13 protein-coding genes and 1 other RNA gene are annotated in these 15,599 nt (G+C 66.4%); 11 read left to right on the forward strand and 3 right to left on the reverse strand.

Features of this window, described 5'->3' with window-relative positions; translation table 11 throughout:
• Positions 1 to 3: 3 nt before the first annotated feature.
• Positions 4 to 654 (reverse strand): TetR/AcrR family transcriptional regulator, encoded by a 651-nt coding sequence (locus DY467_RS09335; protein WP_164635534.1) that lies wholly within the window; start codon positions 652 to 654, stop codon positions 4 to 6.
• Positions 655 to 836: 182 nt separating this feature from the next.
• On the opposite strand from DY467_RS09335, the gene DY467_RS09340 reads away from it, so the two are divergent.
• The 4 genes from DY467_RS09340 to DY467_RS09355 all read left to right on the forward strand — a co-directional run bounded on the left by DY467_RS09340 (position 837) and on the right by DY467_RS09355 (position 4,681).
• Entirely contained in the window at positions 837 to 2,117 is a 1,281-nt protein-coding gene (locus DY467_RS09340) for an HlyD family secretion protein (protein ID WP_164635536.1), read from the forward strand.
• 148 nt (positions 2,118 to 2,265) lie between these two features.
• Positions 2,266 to 3,861 (forward strand): DHA2 family efflux MFS transporter permease subunit, encoded by a 1,596-nt coding sequence (locus DY467_RS09345; RefSeq protein ID WP_107345314.1) that lies wholly within the window; start codon positions 2,266 to 2,268, stop codon positions 3,859 to 3,861.
• 48 nt (positions 3,862 to 3,909) lie between these two features.
• The gene (locus DY467_RS09350; RefSeq protein ID WP_164635538.1) at positions 3,910 to 4,110 is read left to right on the forward strand and encodes a hypothetical protein; all 201 of its coding nucleotides are present in this window, start codon (positions 3,910 to 3,912) and stop codon (positions 4,108 to 4,110) included.
• A 1-nt stretch (position 4,111) separates the two neighbouring features.
• On the forward strand, positions 4,112 to 4,681 hold the full coding sequence (locus DY467_RS09355; protein ID WP_164635540.1) for a Fic/DOC family protein: 570 nt from the start codon (positions 4,112 to 4,114) through the stop codon (positions 4,679 to 4,681).
• Between the two features lie 53 nt (positions 4,682 to 4,734).
• Here the strand turns inward: DY467_RS09355 and rnpB are convergent.
• Together rnpB and DY467_RS09365 are read right to left on the reverse strand one after the other, a co-directional pair.
• Positions 4,735 to 5,218: RNase P RNA component class A (rnpB, locus tag DY467_RS09360), an RNA gene on the reverse strand.
• A 62-nt stretch (positions 5,219 to 5,280) separates the two neighbouring features.
• Positions 5,281 to 6,147, reverse strand: coding sequence for an N-acetylmuramoyl-L-alanine amidase (locus DY467_RS09365; RefSeq protein WP_107357572.1), 867 nt, complete (start codon positions 6,145 to 6,147; stop codon positions 5,281 to 5,283).
• A 499-nt stretch (positions 6,148 to 6,646) separates the two neighbouring features.
• Here DY467_RS09365 and rsmH point away from each other — a divergent pair, with 499 nt between their 5' ends.
• The 7 genes from rsmH to murD all read left to right on the forward strand — a co-directional run bounded on the left by rsmH (position 6,647) and on the right by murD (position 15,442).
• Positions 6,647 to 7,645, forward strand: coding sequence for a 16S rRNA (cytosine(1402)-N(4))-methyltransferase RsmH (rsmH, locus tag DY467_RS09370; RefSeq protein WP_164635542.1), 999 nt, complete (start codon positions 6,647 to 6,649; stop codon positions 7,643 to 7,645).
• On the forward strand, positions 7,645 to 8,025 hold the full coding sequence (ftsL, locus tag DY467_RS09375) for a cell division protein FtsL (protein ID WP_199851840.1): 381 nt from the start codon (positions 7,645 to 7,647) through the stop codon (positions 8,023 to 8,025). The genes rsmH and ftsL overlap by 1 nt, the downstream gene beginning before the upstream one ends.
• Positions 8,022 to 9,776: a peptidoglycan D,D-transpeptidase FtsI family protein gene (locus DY467_RS09380; RefSeq protein WP_164635544.1), complete on the forward strand. Its 1,755-nt coding sequence runs from the start codon at positions 8,022 to 8,024 to the stop codon at positions 9,774 to 9,776. Before ftsL ends, DY467_RS09380 begins: the two co-directional genes overlap by 4 nt.
• A gap of 112 nt (positions 9,777 to 9,888) precedes the next feature.
• Positions 9,889 to 11,346 carry a UDP-N-acetylmuramoyl-L-alanyl-D-glutamate--2,6-diaminopimelate ligase gene (locus DY467_RS09385; RefSeq protein ID WP_164635546.1) on the forward strand — a complete coding sequence of 486 codons (1,458 nt, stop codon included), beginning with the start codon at positions 9,889 to 9,891 and terminating at the stop codon, positions 11,344 to 11,346.
• Positions 11,343 to 12,782 (forward strand): UDP-N-acetylmuramoylalanyl-D-glutamyl-2,6-diaminopimelate--D-alanyl-D-alanine ligase, encoded by a 1,440-nt coding sequence (locus DY467_RS09390; RefSeq protein ID WP_164635548.1) that lies wholly within the window; start codon positions 11,343 to 11,345, stop codon positions 12,780 to 12,782. The genes DY467_RS09385 and DY467_RS09390 overlap by 4 nt, the downstream gene beginning before the upstream one ends.
• A 10-nt stretch (positions 12,783 to 12,792) precedes the next feature.
• On the forward strand, positions 12,793 to 13,878 hold the full coding sequence (gene mraY, locus DY467_RS09395; protein WP_107345310.1) for a phospho-N-acetylmuramoyl-pentapeptide-transferase: 1,086 nt from the start codon (positions 12,793 to 12,795) through the stop codon (positions 13,876 to 13,878).
• 151 nt (positions 13,879 to 14,029) lie between these two features.
• On the forward strand, positions 14,030 to 15,442 hold the full coding sequence (murD, locus tag DY467_RS09400) for a UDP-N-acetylmuramoyl-L-alanine--D-glutamate ligase (RefSeq protein WP_164635550.1): 1,413 nt from the start codon (positions 14,030 to 14,032) through the stop codon (positions 15,440 to 15,442).
• Positions 15,443 to 15,599: the final 157 nt, after the last annotated feature.

Here is a 15,599-nt window from a genome sequence, read left to right on the forward strand (position 1 = left end):
CAGTTAGTTCGGGCCGCTAACTTTTGGCGCGCGATAGGCGGCGAGGAACATCGCGGTGGCGCTGTCGACCACGCCCGCAATCCGCGCCGGCGAGGGCGGCTCCGAGGTCTGGAAGATGAACGGCAGAAACAGCGTCGCCTGGCAGGCCTGCATGAATTGCGCGGCGGCGAGTTCGCAGTTGTCGATCTGGAGCGCGCCGGCCGCGACCTGGGCCTGCAGATAGCGCCCGAACCGGCCGATGGTGTTGGCGATCACCCGCTCGTAGTAGCGCCGGCCGATTTCCGGCATCCGCTCGGCGATTGCCATCACGGTGCGGATCGCCGATGCGCCGCGGGGATTGCATATCAGCGCGATATAGGCGTTACCGAACGCGCGCAGCGTCGCCTCGATATCTCTGTCGGCCGCGAACTCGAACGACAGCATACCTTGCGCCAGGCTCTCCTGTTCGACGATCTCGCAGAACAGCGAGTTCTTGTCGGCGAAATAGACGTACAGCGTGCCCTTCGATACGCCCGCGGCGCGGGCGATCTCGCCCATGCTGGCGCCGTCGAAGCCGAACTCCAGGAACACCGCGCGGGCACCGTCGAGGATCTGGCGCCGCTTGGCGCTGTCCTCGTCGCTGTGAATCGCCGCCGCCGATGGGATTGCAACCATTGGTTCAGCCTGTCCTGCAAAATCACGAAGGGTGGAACTAAGGTAGAAACGCACACCTGCTACCCTGATGCCGTGAAGGTAAGTTGACCGAACCGTTCGGTCAATGGTAGATCTGAATGACCTGCTAGGGGTACCAGTCCGGCAGGTCCATTTGTCGTGCGAGCTGAGTTCAGGAGAACCCGATGTCCGGACGCGACCAAGCTGCCCGCGTGCTGCGCTCCGAGCTGGAGAACGGGGAGGCGGTAGCGGCCGCCGGCACGCCCGCGCATCCGGCTGCGCCACACGGTGCGCCGTCGCAGGCCGAGGCGCTGCGCTCGCTGCTGGAAGATCCCTCGACGCTGAAGCTCGCCGATCCGCCGGAGCCCGAAGCGGAGTCGGAGCCAGTGGCGCCGGCCGCGCGTCCGGGCACCGCCGCCAAGCCGCCGAGCAAGAAGAAGTTCGTGCTGATCGGTGTCGGCGTCGCGGCGCTGGCCGCGCTCGGCTACTTCGGCACACAGTACATGCTGGTCGGCCGCTTCATGGTCGGCACCGACGACGCCTATGTTCGCGCCAATAACACTACGCTCGGCGCTCGGGTGTCGGGCCACATCGCCGCGATCCTGCCGCGCGACAATTCCGAAGTGAAGGCCGGCGACGTCGTGTTCCGGATCGACGACGGCGATTACAAGATCGCGGTGGACTCCGCGCGCGCCAAGATCGCCACCCAGGAAGCCACCATCGCCCGGATCGGCCGTCAGGTCGCCGCGCAGCAGAGCGCAGTGGAGCAGGCCCAGGCGCAGCTCGCCTCCGCCGAAGCCGCCGCCAAGCGCGCTGATCTCGATTTCGATCGCCAGCAGGCGCTGAGCACGAAGGGCTTCGCCTCGCGTGCGGTGTTCGAGACCTCGCAGGCGAGCCGCGACCAGAGCGCCGCTTCGGTGCTGGCCGCGAAGGCGGCCTACGACGCGGCCCGCGACAATGTCGAAGTCACCAAGGCGCAGCAGACCGAAGCCCGCGCCCAGCTCACCGAGCTGCAGAGCGCGCTGGCGAAGGCCGAGCGCGATCTCGCTTTCACCAATGTGCGCGCGCCGGTGACCGGCGTGTTCTCCAACCGCCTGGTCAATGTCGGCGACTACATCAACGCCGGCCAGCGGCTGGCCAACATCGTGCCGCTCGACGGCGTTTATATCGATGCCAACTTCAAGGAGACCCAGCTGCGCCGGCTGAAGCCCGGCCAGAAGGTCGACATCTCGGTCGACGCGTTCTCCAGCCGCAAGATTGAAGGCACCGTTGACAGCCTGGCGCCCGCGGCCGGGCAGGTGTTCACCCTGCTGCCGCCCGACAACGCCACCGGCAACTTCACCAAGATCGTGCAGCGCGTTCCGGTGCGGATCCGCGTCCCCGCCGACGTCGCGCGCGAAGGCCTGCTGCGCGCCGGCATGTCGGTCTATGTCGACGTCGATACCCGGACCGGCGACGCCAAGTAATTCCTTTCTGTCAGCCTCATTGCGAGGAGCAAAGCGACCAAGCCATCCAGCCCCGTGCACCGAGTCCTGGATTGCTTTGCTTCGCGCGCAATGACGGAAATTCTTCGATTATTGACGGCCGCTCAGGTCGGGCGCTGAGAACGTAGCAATGTCCGCGACAACCACGGCAGATACACCGATCGCGGCGCCCGCCGAGCCATCCGAACACGTCCCGGCGACGCGACTGATCGCGTTTCTGATCATGGTGTTCGGGATGTTCATGTCGATCCTGGACATCCAGATCGTCTCGGCATCGCTGTCCGAAATCCAGGCCGGTCTGTCGGCGTCTTCATCCGAAGTCTCGTGGGTGCAGACCGCGTATCTGATCGCCGAAGTGATCGCGATCCCGCTGTCCGGCTTTCTGTCGCGCGCGCTCGGCACCCGGAATCTGTTCGCGATCTCGGCCGCCGGCTTCACCTTCGCCAGCCTGATGTGCGGCTTCACCTCGTCGATCGCCGAGATGATTGTGTGGCGTGCGATCCAGGGCTTCCTCGGCGCCGGCATGATCCCGACCGTGTTCGCCTCGGCCTACACGGTGTTTCCGCGCTCAAAGTTCAACATGGTCGGTCCGATCATTGGTCTCGTCGCCACGTTGGCGCCGACCATCGGCCCGACGGTCGGCGGCTACATCACCGACCTGATGTCGTGGCACTGGCTGTTCTTCATCAACATCGTGCCCGGCATCGGCATCACCATCGGCGTGCTGGCGCTGGTCGATTTCGACGAGCCGCATTACGAGCTGCTCGATCATTTCGACTGGTGGGGCCTCGGCTTTATGGCCGGCTTTCTCGGCTCGCTCGAATATGTGCTGGAAGAGGGCCCGCGCAACGACTGGTTCAACGACGAGTCGATCTTCATCTTCGCGATCGTCTGCGCGGTCTCGGCGGTGGCGTTCTTCTGGCGGGTGCTGACTGCGCGCGAGCCGATCGTCGACATCCGCGCCTTCACCGACCGCAATTTCGCGATCGGCTGCATGTTCCAGTTCTGCGTCGGCATCGGGCTGTACGGCCTGACCTACATCTACCCGCGCTATCTCGCCGAAGTGCGCGGCTACAGCGCGCTGATGATCGGCGAGACGATGTTCGTCTCCGGCATCGCGATGTTCTGCACCGCGCCACTCGTCGGCCGGCTGATGGCGCTGGTCGACATGCGGATCCTGATCGCCATCGGCCTGATCCTGTTCGCCGGCGGCACCTGGCAAATGACCTGGATCACGCGCGACTTCGATTTCTACGAGCTGCTGTGGCCGCAGATCTTCCGCGGCGTCGGCATGATGATGGCAATGGTGCCGGTCAACAACATCGCGCTCGGCACGCTGCCGCCGCACCGGGTCAAGAACGCCTCCGGCCTGTTCAACCTGACCCGCAACCTCGGCGGCGCGCTCGGGCTGGCGCTGATCAACACCATCCTCGACAGCCGCACCGACCTGCACATCTCGCGGCTGCACGACAAGGTGAACTGGGGCAACGCCCAGGCGGTCGAGCTGCTCAACACCTTCACCCAGCGCTTCCAGGGCATGGGCGATGCCTCGATGATGGCGCTGAAACAGCTCACCGCCATCGTCCACCGCCAAGCCGTGGTGATGAGCTACGGCGACGCCTTCTTCCTGCTGACGGTGTTCTACCTCGGTCTGACCACGCTGGTGTTCCTGCTCGCCAAGCCGGCCAACCCGATGGCCGGGCCTGGCGGCGGCGGAGGGCATTGAGGCGCTCTGACCCGTGACGCTCTCGGCGCTGTGTGATAAGCTGATCAAATGTCGGAAGATAATCGTCCCCGGGAGCAAACGGCGCAGCAGGAATTCCTTATTGGCGCCGAGCGCTTCGAAAAGATCAGCGCTGTCGAGGGCATCGTCCTCTCTGACGAGATGAAGCGCCGCGCCGACGAGGCCAAGCGTCTCGGGCTTTCTGCGGAACAGCGGATCGAGCGGATCAAGGACGTTTACCGCAAGGGTTAGCATGTACGATGCGGTCTCCGATCCGTATTGCTATCCGGGCACGACGGTTCTGAGGAATCTGCTCGATATTCGCGACCAATCCACTCTGGATCGTTATGAAGCCGAAGTGACTGCAGTGCGGGCGGAGCAGCCGGTTCCGTCTGGGGCGTTCGATGTTGCGCACTACTGCGCCCTTCATCGGCATTTATTCCAGGACGTTTACGATTGGGCCGGGCTTTACCGGACAGTGCGTATCGGTAAGGGTGGCAGTGCTTTCTGCTATCCGGAGTACATTGAGCCGCAGATGGTTCGGCTGTTTTCACGTCTGCAGGCGGATGACTACTTTCGCCATTGCTCACAACGAGACTTCGCCGCTTCCGCAGCTCACTTTCTTGCCGAGCTGAACTCTATCCATCCGTTCAGAGAGGGAAATGGACGGACTCAGCTCGCGTTCTTCATCCATCTTGCCGAAGCCTCCGGACACCCGCTGCACGTCAAGCGAATGGACCCGACGGCCGTCATGGCCGCGATGATCTCGAGCTTTCTTGGTGATGAGAGGCAGCTTCGCGACCTGATCGATACGCTCTTGTGACCTTGCGAAATGGCGAAGGGCCCGACGTTTCCGCCGAGCCCTTCATTCATAGAAGTATCAGCCGGCCTGTAAGCCGGGTTCTGGAGGGCACCGCTTCCTTGCGGAGGCGATACGCGACGGCCATTCCTCTGGGACGCTGTTTGCACAGCGCCTCGAGCAACCTACCCGGACGGCGAGCCTGACATCGCCCTGCGGAGTTATCGCTGCGAGCAGCGAACTATCCGCGATGCCGTCCCTATTCGGTTTTGCTCCCGGTGGGGTTTACCATGCCGTCTCCGTTGCCGGCGACGCGGTGCGCTCTTACCGCACCTTTTCACCCTTACCCGCCGTCGCAGCTTGCGCTGCTATGGCGCGGCAGGCTCGAGAGCTTGTCGCGCCGAAGCCCCGAAGGGGCGTGGGCGGGCGGTTCGTTCTCTGTGGCACTTTCCCTGGGGTCGCCCCCGCCGGACGTTATCCGGCACCGTATGTCGATGGAGCCCGGACTTTCCTCCCCGGCGGCCTTTCGGCGCTTGCCGGAGCGGCCGTCCGGCCGACTGACGCGGCAAGCCATGCGGGCTCGGGCCGCGATCGTCAAGCCGCAAGTGGTGTGGAAGAAGCGCTCAGCCGAGTGCGGCGACAGCGCGGGCCTCGACCGGCAACCGGTCGAGCAGCGCATGCAGCGTCGCCAGCGTCGAAGCGTCGGCGATGCCGTCGACCTTTTCCGGGCGGAAGTGACGCTGGAACGCGGTGACCACGTCGGTGGTGGCGTGGTCGTAGCTGCCGTTGACCGGGACGCGGTAGCCATAGTCGGCCAGCGCCTGCTGCATCAGCCGCACTTCCTCGCCTTCGGTGCCTTGCTTCAGCGCCGGCCCCGGCACAATCCGCGCCGGCTCGACCCACAGGCCGACGCCGGAGGCGGCGAGCGACCGCCACGGAAATTTCTCGCCCGGATCCTTCTTGCGCGCCGGCGCCACGTCGGAGTGGCCGACGACGCGGTGCGGCGGCACATCGCGGCGCAGGATGATGCCGCGGCACAGCGCGATCACCGCCGCGATCTGGCGCAGCGGATAATCCGGATAGCCCCAATCGTGGCCGCGATTGATGATCTCGATGCCGATCGAGCAGGAGTTGATGTCTTCCTCGCCGGCCCAGGAGGCGACGCCGGCGTGCCAGGCGCGCTTGGATTCCGGGACGCATTGCAGGATCCGGCCGTCTTCGAGCACGACGTAATGCGCCGAGACTTCGGTGCCTGCCTTGCACAGCCGGGTCAGCGCGCCTTCGACATCGGGCATGCCGGTGTAGTGCAGGACGATCATGTCCGGACGGCGCGCTTTGTTGCGCTCGCCGTAGTTCGGCGAGGGCAGCACGTCGGACACCATCGACGAGTCGGGCGTGAAGGTCTGCATAGACAGCATGCCCTTGGGCAAAGGGAGGCCGCGTCGACGTTTCGACTCCAGACCAGCGGACGCTAATGAACCTGACAACATCGGATAACTCAATACTGGCAGGACCACGGCGAAGCTGACCGACGCCGACTGCAACATCCGATTTACTATCTGAGTCCCTCGGGTCTCCTGCAACGCGCTGTCTTCACGATTTTGCCATTTTCTGTGGACGAGCGCGGGTTCGCCGTCCTGCAGCGCAGCGAAAATGCCTGCGAGCGCTGCCGCGTTCCTCGGCGCGGGATGACGGGCAGCCGTCAACGGTTTCTTAAGCGTAAGCGCCGTTACTGAGTGGTGAACAGCCGGTGTCAAATTGCCGGCAATATTTCCTGTGACGCCCCATAAGCCGATGGCAATCCATCAGATTCCACGCGGAGAGCCGGGTTCGTCGGTCGCCTTGGTCGGCTGGCGTGGCGCTCCGCCGGCGGAATGGGACGAGGCGAGGCACGATGGGCCGATTGCCCTGCAGCAAGCCGACGATCAGCCGAACCGGTTTCCGCTCCACGCGGGACCGGCGGGGCTTTGCCGCGGCCGGGGCGATCGCATGAAGCCGTCCGACGTGCGCCATATTCCGGTGCTTGGCCCTGAAGCGGTCGGCCTGCTCGCGCCGCGCGACGGCGGCATCTATGTCGACGGCACGTTCGGGGCCGGCGGCTACACACGGCTGATCCTTCAGACCGCCGGCAGCCGCGTGATTGCGATCGACCGCGATCCGACCGCGATTGCCGGGGGCGCCGATCTGGTTGCCGAGTCCGGCGGCCGGCTGACGCTGGTACAGGACCGGTTCTCCAATCTGGCCGACGTCTGCGCCGCGCGGGGCGTCGCGACGGTCGACGGCGTGGTGATGGACATCGGCGTGTCGTCGATGCAGCTCGACCAAGCCGAACGCGGCTTCTCGTTCCGGTTCGACGGCCCGCTCGACATGCGGATGGGGCGCGACGGGCCGAGCGCGGCCGATGTCGTCGCCCGCGCCTCCGAAACCGATCTCGCCAACATCATCTACATCTTCGGCGAGGAGCGGTATTCGCGCCACGTCGCCCGCGCCATCGTGGCGGCGCGGAGCGAAACACCGATCACGACGACCAAGGCGCTCGCCGACATCGTCGCCAAGGTGGTGCGCGCCAAGCCGGGTGAGATCCATCCGGCGACCCGAACGTTCCAGGGGCTGCGGATCTTCGTCAACGAAGAGCTCGACGAGCTCCACCAGGCGCTCGACGCGGCCGAGCGCGTGCTGAAGCCGGGCGGGCGGCTCGCGGTGGTGTCGTTCCATTCGCTTGAAGACCGCATCGTCAAGACCTTCCTGACCGAGCGCAGCAAGACCGGCGGCGGCTCGCGCCACCTGCCGGAAGTCGCGCAGGCGGCGCCGAGCTTCACGCTGCTCAGCAAGCGGCCGATCGTCGCCGGCGATGCCGAGGTCGCCGCCAATCCGCGCGCGCGCTCCGCCAAGCTGCGCGGCGCCGAACGCACCGAAGCCCCCGCGCATGCCGCCGGCGATCTGCCGGGATGGCCGACGCTCGCCAGCGTGATGAGGGACGGGCGATGATGCGGCTCGTGCACGTGCTGGTGATCGGCATGCTGGTGTTCGCAGCGGCCTATGTGTACCGGATCAAGATGGAGTCGACGGTGCGCACCGAGAAGGTGCTGCAGATCCAGGCCGAGCTGCGCAAGGAGCGTGAGGCGATCGCTCGGCTCCGCGCCGAATGGGCCCAACTCGACTCCCCGGGCCGGCTGCAGGGCCTCGCTACCCGCCATCTCAAGCTCAAGCCGGTCGGCGCGCGGCAGTTCGACTCGCTGAAGAACCTGCCCGAGCGGCCACCGGCCGTCGTCGATCCGAGCGCTCCCGATCCGATCGCATCGATGATCGAAAAGATCGATCCCGACATCGTCACCGGCTCGTTGCCGGCTCCGGAGCCTGCCCAGTGACCGATCCCTCGCTGCCGCTCGTCGGCCACCACGTCAAATGGCGCCAACGGCTGATCCGCAGCCTGATCTACGGCAAGGACGTCGATCGCGACGGCAAGGCGCGCGCCCGTGTCGGCCTGGCGATGATCGCGTTTGCGGCGGTGTACGGCATCATCGCGTTCAAGCTGTCGATGATCGCGGTGTTCGGCGACGGCCACGGCGCGCGCCGCACCGGCTCGCAGGATGCGGTCGCCACCGCGCGGCCCGACATCGTCGATCGCAACGGCCAGGTGCTGGCCACCGACGTCAAGACGCCGTCGTTGTTCGGCGAGCCGCGCCGGCTGATCGATCAGGACGAAGCGGTCGAACTGCTCACCGCGACGCTGCCCGACCTCGAAACCCAGGAAGTGCGCGAGCGCCTGGCGTCGAAGAAGGGCTTCGTCTGGTTGAAGCGTGAAATCACGCCGCGCCAGCAGGCCGAGATCAAGAAGCTCGGCATTCCCGGCATCGGCTTCCTGCGTGAGAACAAGCGCGTCTATCCGAACGCCGCCGAGGTCTCGCACCTGATCGGTCTGGTCAACATCGACAACCAGGGCATCGCCGGCATCGAGAAATGGCTCGACAACAACGGCCTTGCCGACCTGCACCGCGCCGGCTTCGCGTCCGACCGGATGCAGCGCCCGATCGAGCTGGCGCTCGACGTCCGTGTCACCCACGCGCTGCGCGACGAGCTGATCAAGGCCAAGGAGAAGTACAGCGCCAAGGCGGCGTCGGGTCTGGTCTCCAACGTCAAGACCGGCGAGATCGTCGCGATGGTGTCGCTGCCGGACTTCGATCCGAACAACCCGCGCGAGGCCAACGACCCCGATCGCATCAACCGGCTGACCACCGGCGTCTATGAAATGGGTTCGACCTTCAAGACGCTGACGCTGGCGATGGCGCTCGATGCCGGCAAGGCGACGCTGCATTCGATGTACGACGCACGCGGGCCGCTGCACTACGGCAAGTTCAAGATCCACGACTCGCACAATATGGGCCGCGCCATCTCGCTCGCGGAAGTGTTCACCTATTCGTCGAACGTCGGCGCGGCGCGCGTGGCGCTGTCGATGGGCGTCGAGGCCCACAAGGCGTTCTTGAAGAAGGTCGGCCAGCTCGACCGTCTGCGCACCGAGCTGCCGGAAAGCGCATCGCCGATCGTGCCGAAGCGCTGGAGCGAACTCAACACCATCACCATCTCGTTCGGCCACGGCGTCGCGGTCGCGCCGCTGCAGGCGGTGATGGGCATCAACGCCATGGTCAATGGCGGCTATCTGATCCCGCCGACCTTCCTGAAGCGCACCGAAGAGGATGCCAAGAAGCTCGGCAAACGGGTGATCAAGACCGAGACCAGCGACAAGATCCGCTACCTGATGCGGCTCAACGCGGAGGTCGGCACCGCCAAGACCGCCGACCAGATCGCCAAGGGCTATTACATCGGCGGCAAGACCGGCACCTCGGAGAAGGTGGTCAACGGCCGCTACGCCAAGAAGCAGGTGCTGAACTCGTTCACCGCGATCCTGCCGGCGGACAATCCGCAATATCAGGTGCTGGTGATGCTGGACGAGCCGAAGGCGCTGCCGGAGACCCACGGCTTCATCACCTCGGGCTGGAACGCCGTGCCGACCGGCGGCAAGGTGATCGAGCGAATCGCCCCGCTGCTCGGAATCGAGCCGCGGTTCGATCTGCCGCCGCCCGACCGCCTTATTCTTGCGTCATCGAGGGCCGCTCAGTAGCCGCGCGGCCTGCCGCGACGGCGCCATCCCCGCCGTTTTGCGCCGCGCGCTGCTTGCGTTAAAAGCCTCGCAGGCGTGAGAACATCTGTCTCGAATCGGACGCCCCAGGACCATGAAGCTTCGCGACCTCTTCAGCGCTGAGGCCGACATCGCCGCGCCGGCGGCCGATCTCGCCATCGGCGGGCTCGCCGTCGACAGCCGCGCGGTGAAGCCGGGCGACCTGTTCTTCGCGCTCGCCGGGGCCAAGACCGACGGGGCGCGGTTCGTCGCGGCGGCGGTCGCCGCCGGCGCGGTGGCGGTGGCCGGCGAACATCGGCCGGACGGCGACCTCGCGGTGCCGTTCGTGCAACTGTCCAATCCCCGCCTGGCGCTGGCGCAGGCCGCGGCGCGGTTCTACCCGCACCAGCCGGAGGTGATCGCGGCGGTCACCGGCACCAGCGGCAAGACCTCGGTCGCGGCGTTCACCCGGCAGATCTGGCAGCGGCTCGGCCATGCCTCCGCCAGCATCGGCACCATCGGTCTCGTCACCCCGACGCGCAGCGTGTACGGCTCGCTGACGACGCCCGACCCAATCGCGCTGCATCGCTCGCTCGATGAGATCGCCCGCGAGGGCATCACCCATCTGGCGCTGGAAGCCTCGTCGCACGGGCTCGATCAGTTTCGGCTCGACGGCGTTCGCGTCGCCGCGGGCGGATTCACCAACCTGTCGCGCGACCACATGGACTATCACCCCACCGTTGCGCACTATCTCAACGCCAAGCTGCGGCTGTTCCGAAATCTGGTGCAGGATGGCGGCGCCGCGGTGATCTCGGCCGACCACGATTGCTCGGCCGAAGTCATCGAGGCGGCGCGTGCGCGCGGCCTGCGGCTGATCACGATCGGCCGCAATGGCGATCCCGGCGCGGGCATCAAGCTGATCGATGCCGCGGTCGAAGGCTTTGCGCAGACGCTCGACGTCGAACATGCGGGGCGGCGCTATAGCATCAAGCTGCCGCTGGTCGGCGAATTCCAGATCGAGAACGCGCTGGTCGCGGCCGGTCTGGTGATCGGCACCGGAGGCGATGCGGCGGCGAGCTTCGCCGCGCTCGAACATCTCGAAGGCGCGCCGGGCCGGCTCGATCTGGTCGGCGCCCACAACGGCGCGCCGGTGTTCGTCGACTACGCGCACAAACCCGACGCACTCGCCAAGACGCTGCAGGCGCTGCGCCCTTACGCGAAACGCAAGCTGGTGGTGGTGTTCGGCGCCGGCGGTGATCGCGACTCCGGCAAGCGGCCGCTGATGGGCGCGATCGCGGCCGAGAACGCCGATGTCGTGATCGTCACCGACGACAATCCGCGCAGCGAAGATCCCGCGACGATCCGCGCCGCCATCCTCGCGGCCGCGCCTGGCGCACGCGAGATCGGCGACCGCGCCGAGGCGATCCGCATCGCGATCAGCGAATTGCAGCCGGGCGATGCGCTGCTGATCGCCGGCAAGGGCCATGAGACCGGGCAGATCGTGGGCGACCGCGTGCTGCATTTCAGCGACCACGACGCCGCGAAAGCGGCGCTATCAGCGAGCGCCGCATGAGCAAACAACCGCTTTGGACCTCCGACGCGATGGCGGAGGCGATGGCCGCGACGCGCAGCGGTACGCTGCCGCGCGACGTGTTCGGGATCTCGATCGACAGCCGCACGCTGGCGCCGGGCGACGCTTACTTCGCCATCAAGGGCGATGTTCATGACGGCCACGACTTCGTCGCCGCGGCGCTGAACGCCGGCGCGGCGCTGGCGGTGGTGGAGAAGGCGCAGCGCGACAAGTTCGCGGCCGACGCGCCGCTTCTCGTCGTTGAAGATGTACTTGAAGGTCTGCGCCGGCTCGGCGTCGCGGCGCGCTCGCGGCTGTCCGCCAAAGTCATCGCGGTGACCGGCTCAGTCGGCAAGACCTCGACCAAGGAAGGCCTGCGCGGCGTGCTCGGCGCCCAGGGTGCGACCCACGCCTCGGTGGCGTCGTTCAACAATCACTGGGGTGTCCCGCTGTCGCTGGCGCGCTGCCCGGCGGACACGCGGTTTGCGGTGTTCGAGATTGGCATGAACCACGCCGGCGAGATCGAGCCGCTGGTCAAGATGGTGCGGCCGCACATCGCGATCATCACCACGGTCGAAGCGGTGCATCTCGAATTCTTCTCCGGCATCGAGGGCATAGCCGATGCCAAGTCGGAGATCTTCACCGGGCTCGAGCCAGGCGGCATCGCGGTCTTGAATCGCGACACGCCGATGTTCGACCGGCTGTGCAGCAATGCGCTGCGCGCCAATGTCGGCCGCATCGTCACCTTCGGCGCCGATCCTGCTGCCGACGCGCGGCTGCTCGACGTCGCGCTGCATGCTGATTGCTCGGCCGTGCATGCCAGCATTCTCGGCCACGACGTCACCTACAAGCTCGGCATGCCGGGCCGGCATATGGCGCTGAATTCGCTGGCGGTGCTGGCCGCCGCGGAGCTGGCCGGCGCCGACCTCGCGCTCGCCGCGCTGGCGCTGTCGCAGGTCGCGCCCGCCGCCGGCCGCGGCGTCCGCAAGCCGCTGCCGGTCGGCTCCGGCGAGGCGACGCTGATCGACGAGAGCTACAACGCCAATCCCGCCTCGATGGCGGCGGCGCTCGGCGTGCTCGGCCGCGCCGAGGTCAGCGGGCAGGGGCGGCGGATCGCCGTGCTGGGCGACATGCTCGAACTTGGCCCGCGCGGCCCGGAGCTGCACCGGGGCCTGGAAGAGGCGGTGCGGGCCCATGGCATCGACCTGGTGTTCTGCTGCGGCCCGTTGATGCGCAATTTGTGGGACGCCCTTTCCTCCGGCAAACGAGGGGGCTATGCAGGCGACGCGGCCGCGCTCGAATCCCAAGTCGTCGCCGCAATCCGAGCCGGCGACGTCGTGATGGTGAAGGGGTCGCTCGGTTCGCGCATGAAAACCATTGTCACCGCGCTCGAGAAGCGCTTCCCCGGCACGACCGCACGCGACGACGCTGCGGTGTAAGGCGGCTTGAATGCTCTATTGGCTGATCGACCTCTCCAGCTCGTTTCCGGCGTTCAACGTCTTCCGTTACATCACTTTCCGCACCGGCGGCGCGATGGTGACCGGGGCGCTGTTCGTGTTCATGTTCGGCCCGTGGATCATCGACAATCTGCGGCTGCGCCAGGGCAAGGGGCAGCCGATCCGCACCGACGGCCCGCAATCCCACCTGATGACCAAGAAGGGTACGCCGACGATGGGCGGCCTGATGATCCTGTCGGGGCTGACGGTCGGCACCGTGCTGTGGGCCAATCCGCTCAATCCCTATGTCTGGATCGTGCTGGCGGTGACGCTCGGCTTCGGCTTCGTCGGCTTCTACGATGACTACATGAAGGTCACCAAGCAGACTCACGCCGGCATCTCCGGCCGCACCCGTCTGCTGATCGAATTCACCATCGCGGGCGCGGCGTGTTTCGCGCTGGTGTGGCTCGGCCGCGCGCCGCTGTCGAGCTCGCTGGTGATTCCGTTCTTCAAGGAAGTGATGCTCAATCTCGGCTGGGCGTTCATCGTGTTCGGCGCCTTCGTGGTGGTCGGCGCCGGCAACGCGGTGAACCTGACCGACGGTCTCGATGGCCTTGCTATCGTGCCGGTGATGATTGCCGCGGCGAGCTTCGGCTTGATCTCGTATCTGGCCGGCAACGCGGTGTTCGCCGAATATTTGCAGATCAACTACGTCGCCGGCACCGGTGAGCTTGCGGTGTTGTGCGGGGCGCTGCTCGGCGCCGGCCTCGGCTTCCTGTGGTTCAACGCGCCGCCGGCCTCGATCTTCATGGGCGACACCGGCTCGCTGGCGCTCGGCGGCATGCTCGGCTCGATCGCGGTCGCGGTAAAGCACGAGATCGTGCTGGCGGTGATCGGCGGCCTGTTCGTGCTCGAAGCGGTGTCGGTGATCGTGCAGGTCGCCTCGTTCAAGCTCACCGGCAAGCGCGTGTTCAAGATGGCGCCGATCCACCACCACTTCGAACAGAAGGGCTGGACCGAGCCGCAGATCGTGATCCGGTTCTGGATCATCGCCGTAATGCTGGCGCTCGCCGGCCTGTCGACGCTGAAGCTGCGGTGACGTTGTTAATGCGATCGAGTAGGTACAGCCTCATCCTGAGGAGCGACCCGCAGGGCCGCGTCTCGAAGGATGTGCCAAATAATCATCCTTCGAGACGCGCGCTGGCGCGCGCTCCTCAGGATGAGGTCGTCCTTGTAGCCGGAGTGTCAGCATGATCCCCGTCACTTCTTTCGCCGGTCAGTCGGTCGCGGTGTTCGGGCTCGGCGGGTCGGGGCTGGCGAGTTGCCATGCGCTGAAGGCTGGCGGCGCCGAAGTGATCGCGTGCGACGACAATCTCGACCGCATGGTCGAGGCGGCGCAGGCCGGCTTCATCACCGCGGATCTGCGCAATCTGCCGTGGACCAATTTCGCCGCATTGGTGCTGACGCCTGGCGTGCCGCTGACGCATCCGGCGCCGCATTGGACGGTGTTGAAGGCGCAGGAGGCCGGCGTCGAAGTGATCGGCGACGTCGAACTGTTCTGCCGCGAGCGCAAGGCGCACGCGCCGCGCGCCCCGTTCGTCGCCATCACCGGCACCAACGGCAAGTCGACCACGACCGCGCTGATCGCGCATCTGATGCGCGAGGCCGGCTGGGACACCCAGCTTGGCGGCAATATCGGCACCGCGATCCTGTCGCTGGAGCCCCCGCAGGAGGGCCGCGTCCACGTGATCGAGATGTCGTCGTATCAGATCGATCTGACGCCGTCGCTCGATCCGACCGTCGGCATCCTGCTCAACGTCACCGAGGATCACATCGATCGCCACGGCACCATCGAGCACTACGCTGCGGTGAAGGAGCGGCTTGTCGCCGGCGTACAGGACGGCGGCACGTCGATCATCGGCGTCGACGATGAGTTCGGCCGCGCCGCGGCGGACCGGATCGAACGCACCGGCAAGCGCGTGGTGCGGATGTCGGTGCAGGGGCCGGTGAACTCCGGCATCACCGCCGATCTGGAAACCATTCGCCGCGTCGAGGGTGGCACATCCGCGGAAGTCGCCAAGCTCGGCGGCATCGGCTCGCTGCGCGGGCTGCATAATGCGCAAAACGCCGCGGCCGCCGCGGCCGCGGTGATGGCGCTCGGCGTCTCGCCGGAAGTGCTGCAGCAGAGCCTGCGCAGCTTCCCCGGCCTCGCGCACCGGATGGAGCAGGTCGGCCGCCAAGTCAGCGAGAAGGGGACGACGCTGTTCGTCAACGACTCCAAGGCCACCAATGCGGATGCGGCCGCGAAGGCGCTATCGTCGTTCGGCGAGATCTTCTGGATCGCCGGCGGCAAGCCGAAGACCGGCGGCATCGAGAGCCTGGCCGAGTATTTCCCGCGTATCCGCAAGGCCTATCTGATCGGCCAGGCCGCGCAGGAATTCGCCGCCACGCTGGAAGGTCGGGTGCCGTACGAGATCAGCGAAACCCTGGAAGTCGCGGTGCCCGCCGCCGCGCGCGATGCCGCAGCATCGGGACAGGCCGAGCCGGTCGTTCTGCTGTCCCCGGCCTGCGCCTCGTTCGACCAGTTCCGCAATTTCGAACTCCGCGGCACCAGGTTCCGCGAACTGGTGACGGCGCTCGACGGTGTGCACCCCATCCCCTGAGGTCATCGCCCGCGCAGGCGGGCGACCCAGTATTCCAGAACGCTTCGATTTCCAGCGATAGGCTCTGGGATACTGGATCCCCGCCTTCGCGGGGATGACAGTGGAGGGGGATGACAGCGGAGTGTGGGATGGGAACGGAGCCGCCGTTCACATCCTC

This window comes from Rhodopseudomonas sp. BR0G17 (assembly GCF_010907025.1).
GTDB classification, from domain to species: domain Bacteria; phylum Pseudomonadota; class Alphaproteobacteria; order Rhizobiales; family Xanthobacteraceae; genus Rhodopseudomonas; species Rhodopseudomonas palustris_H.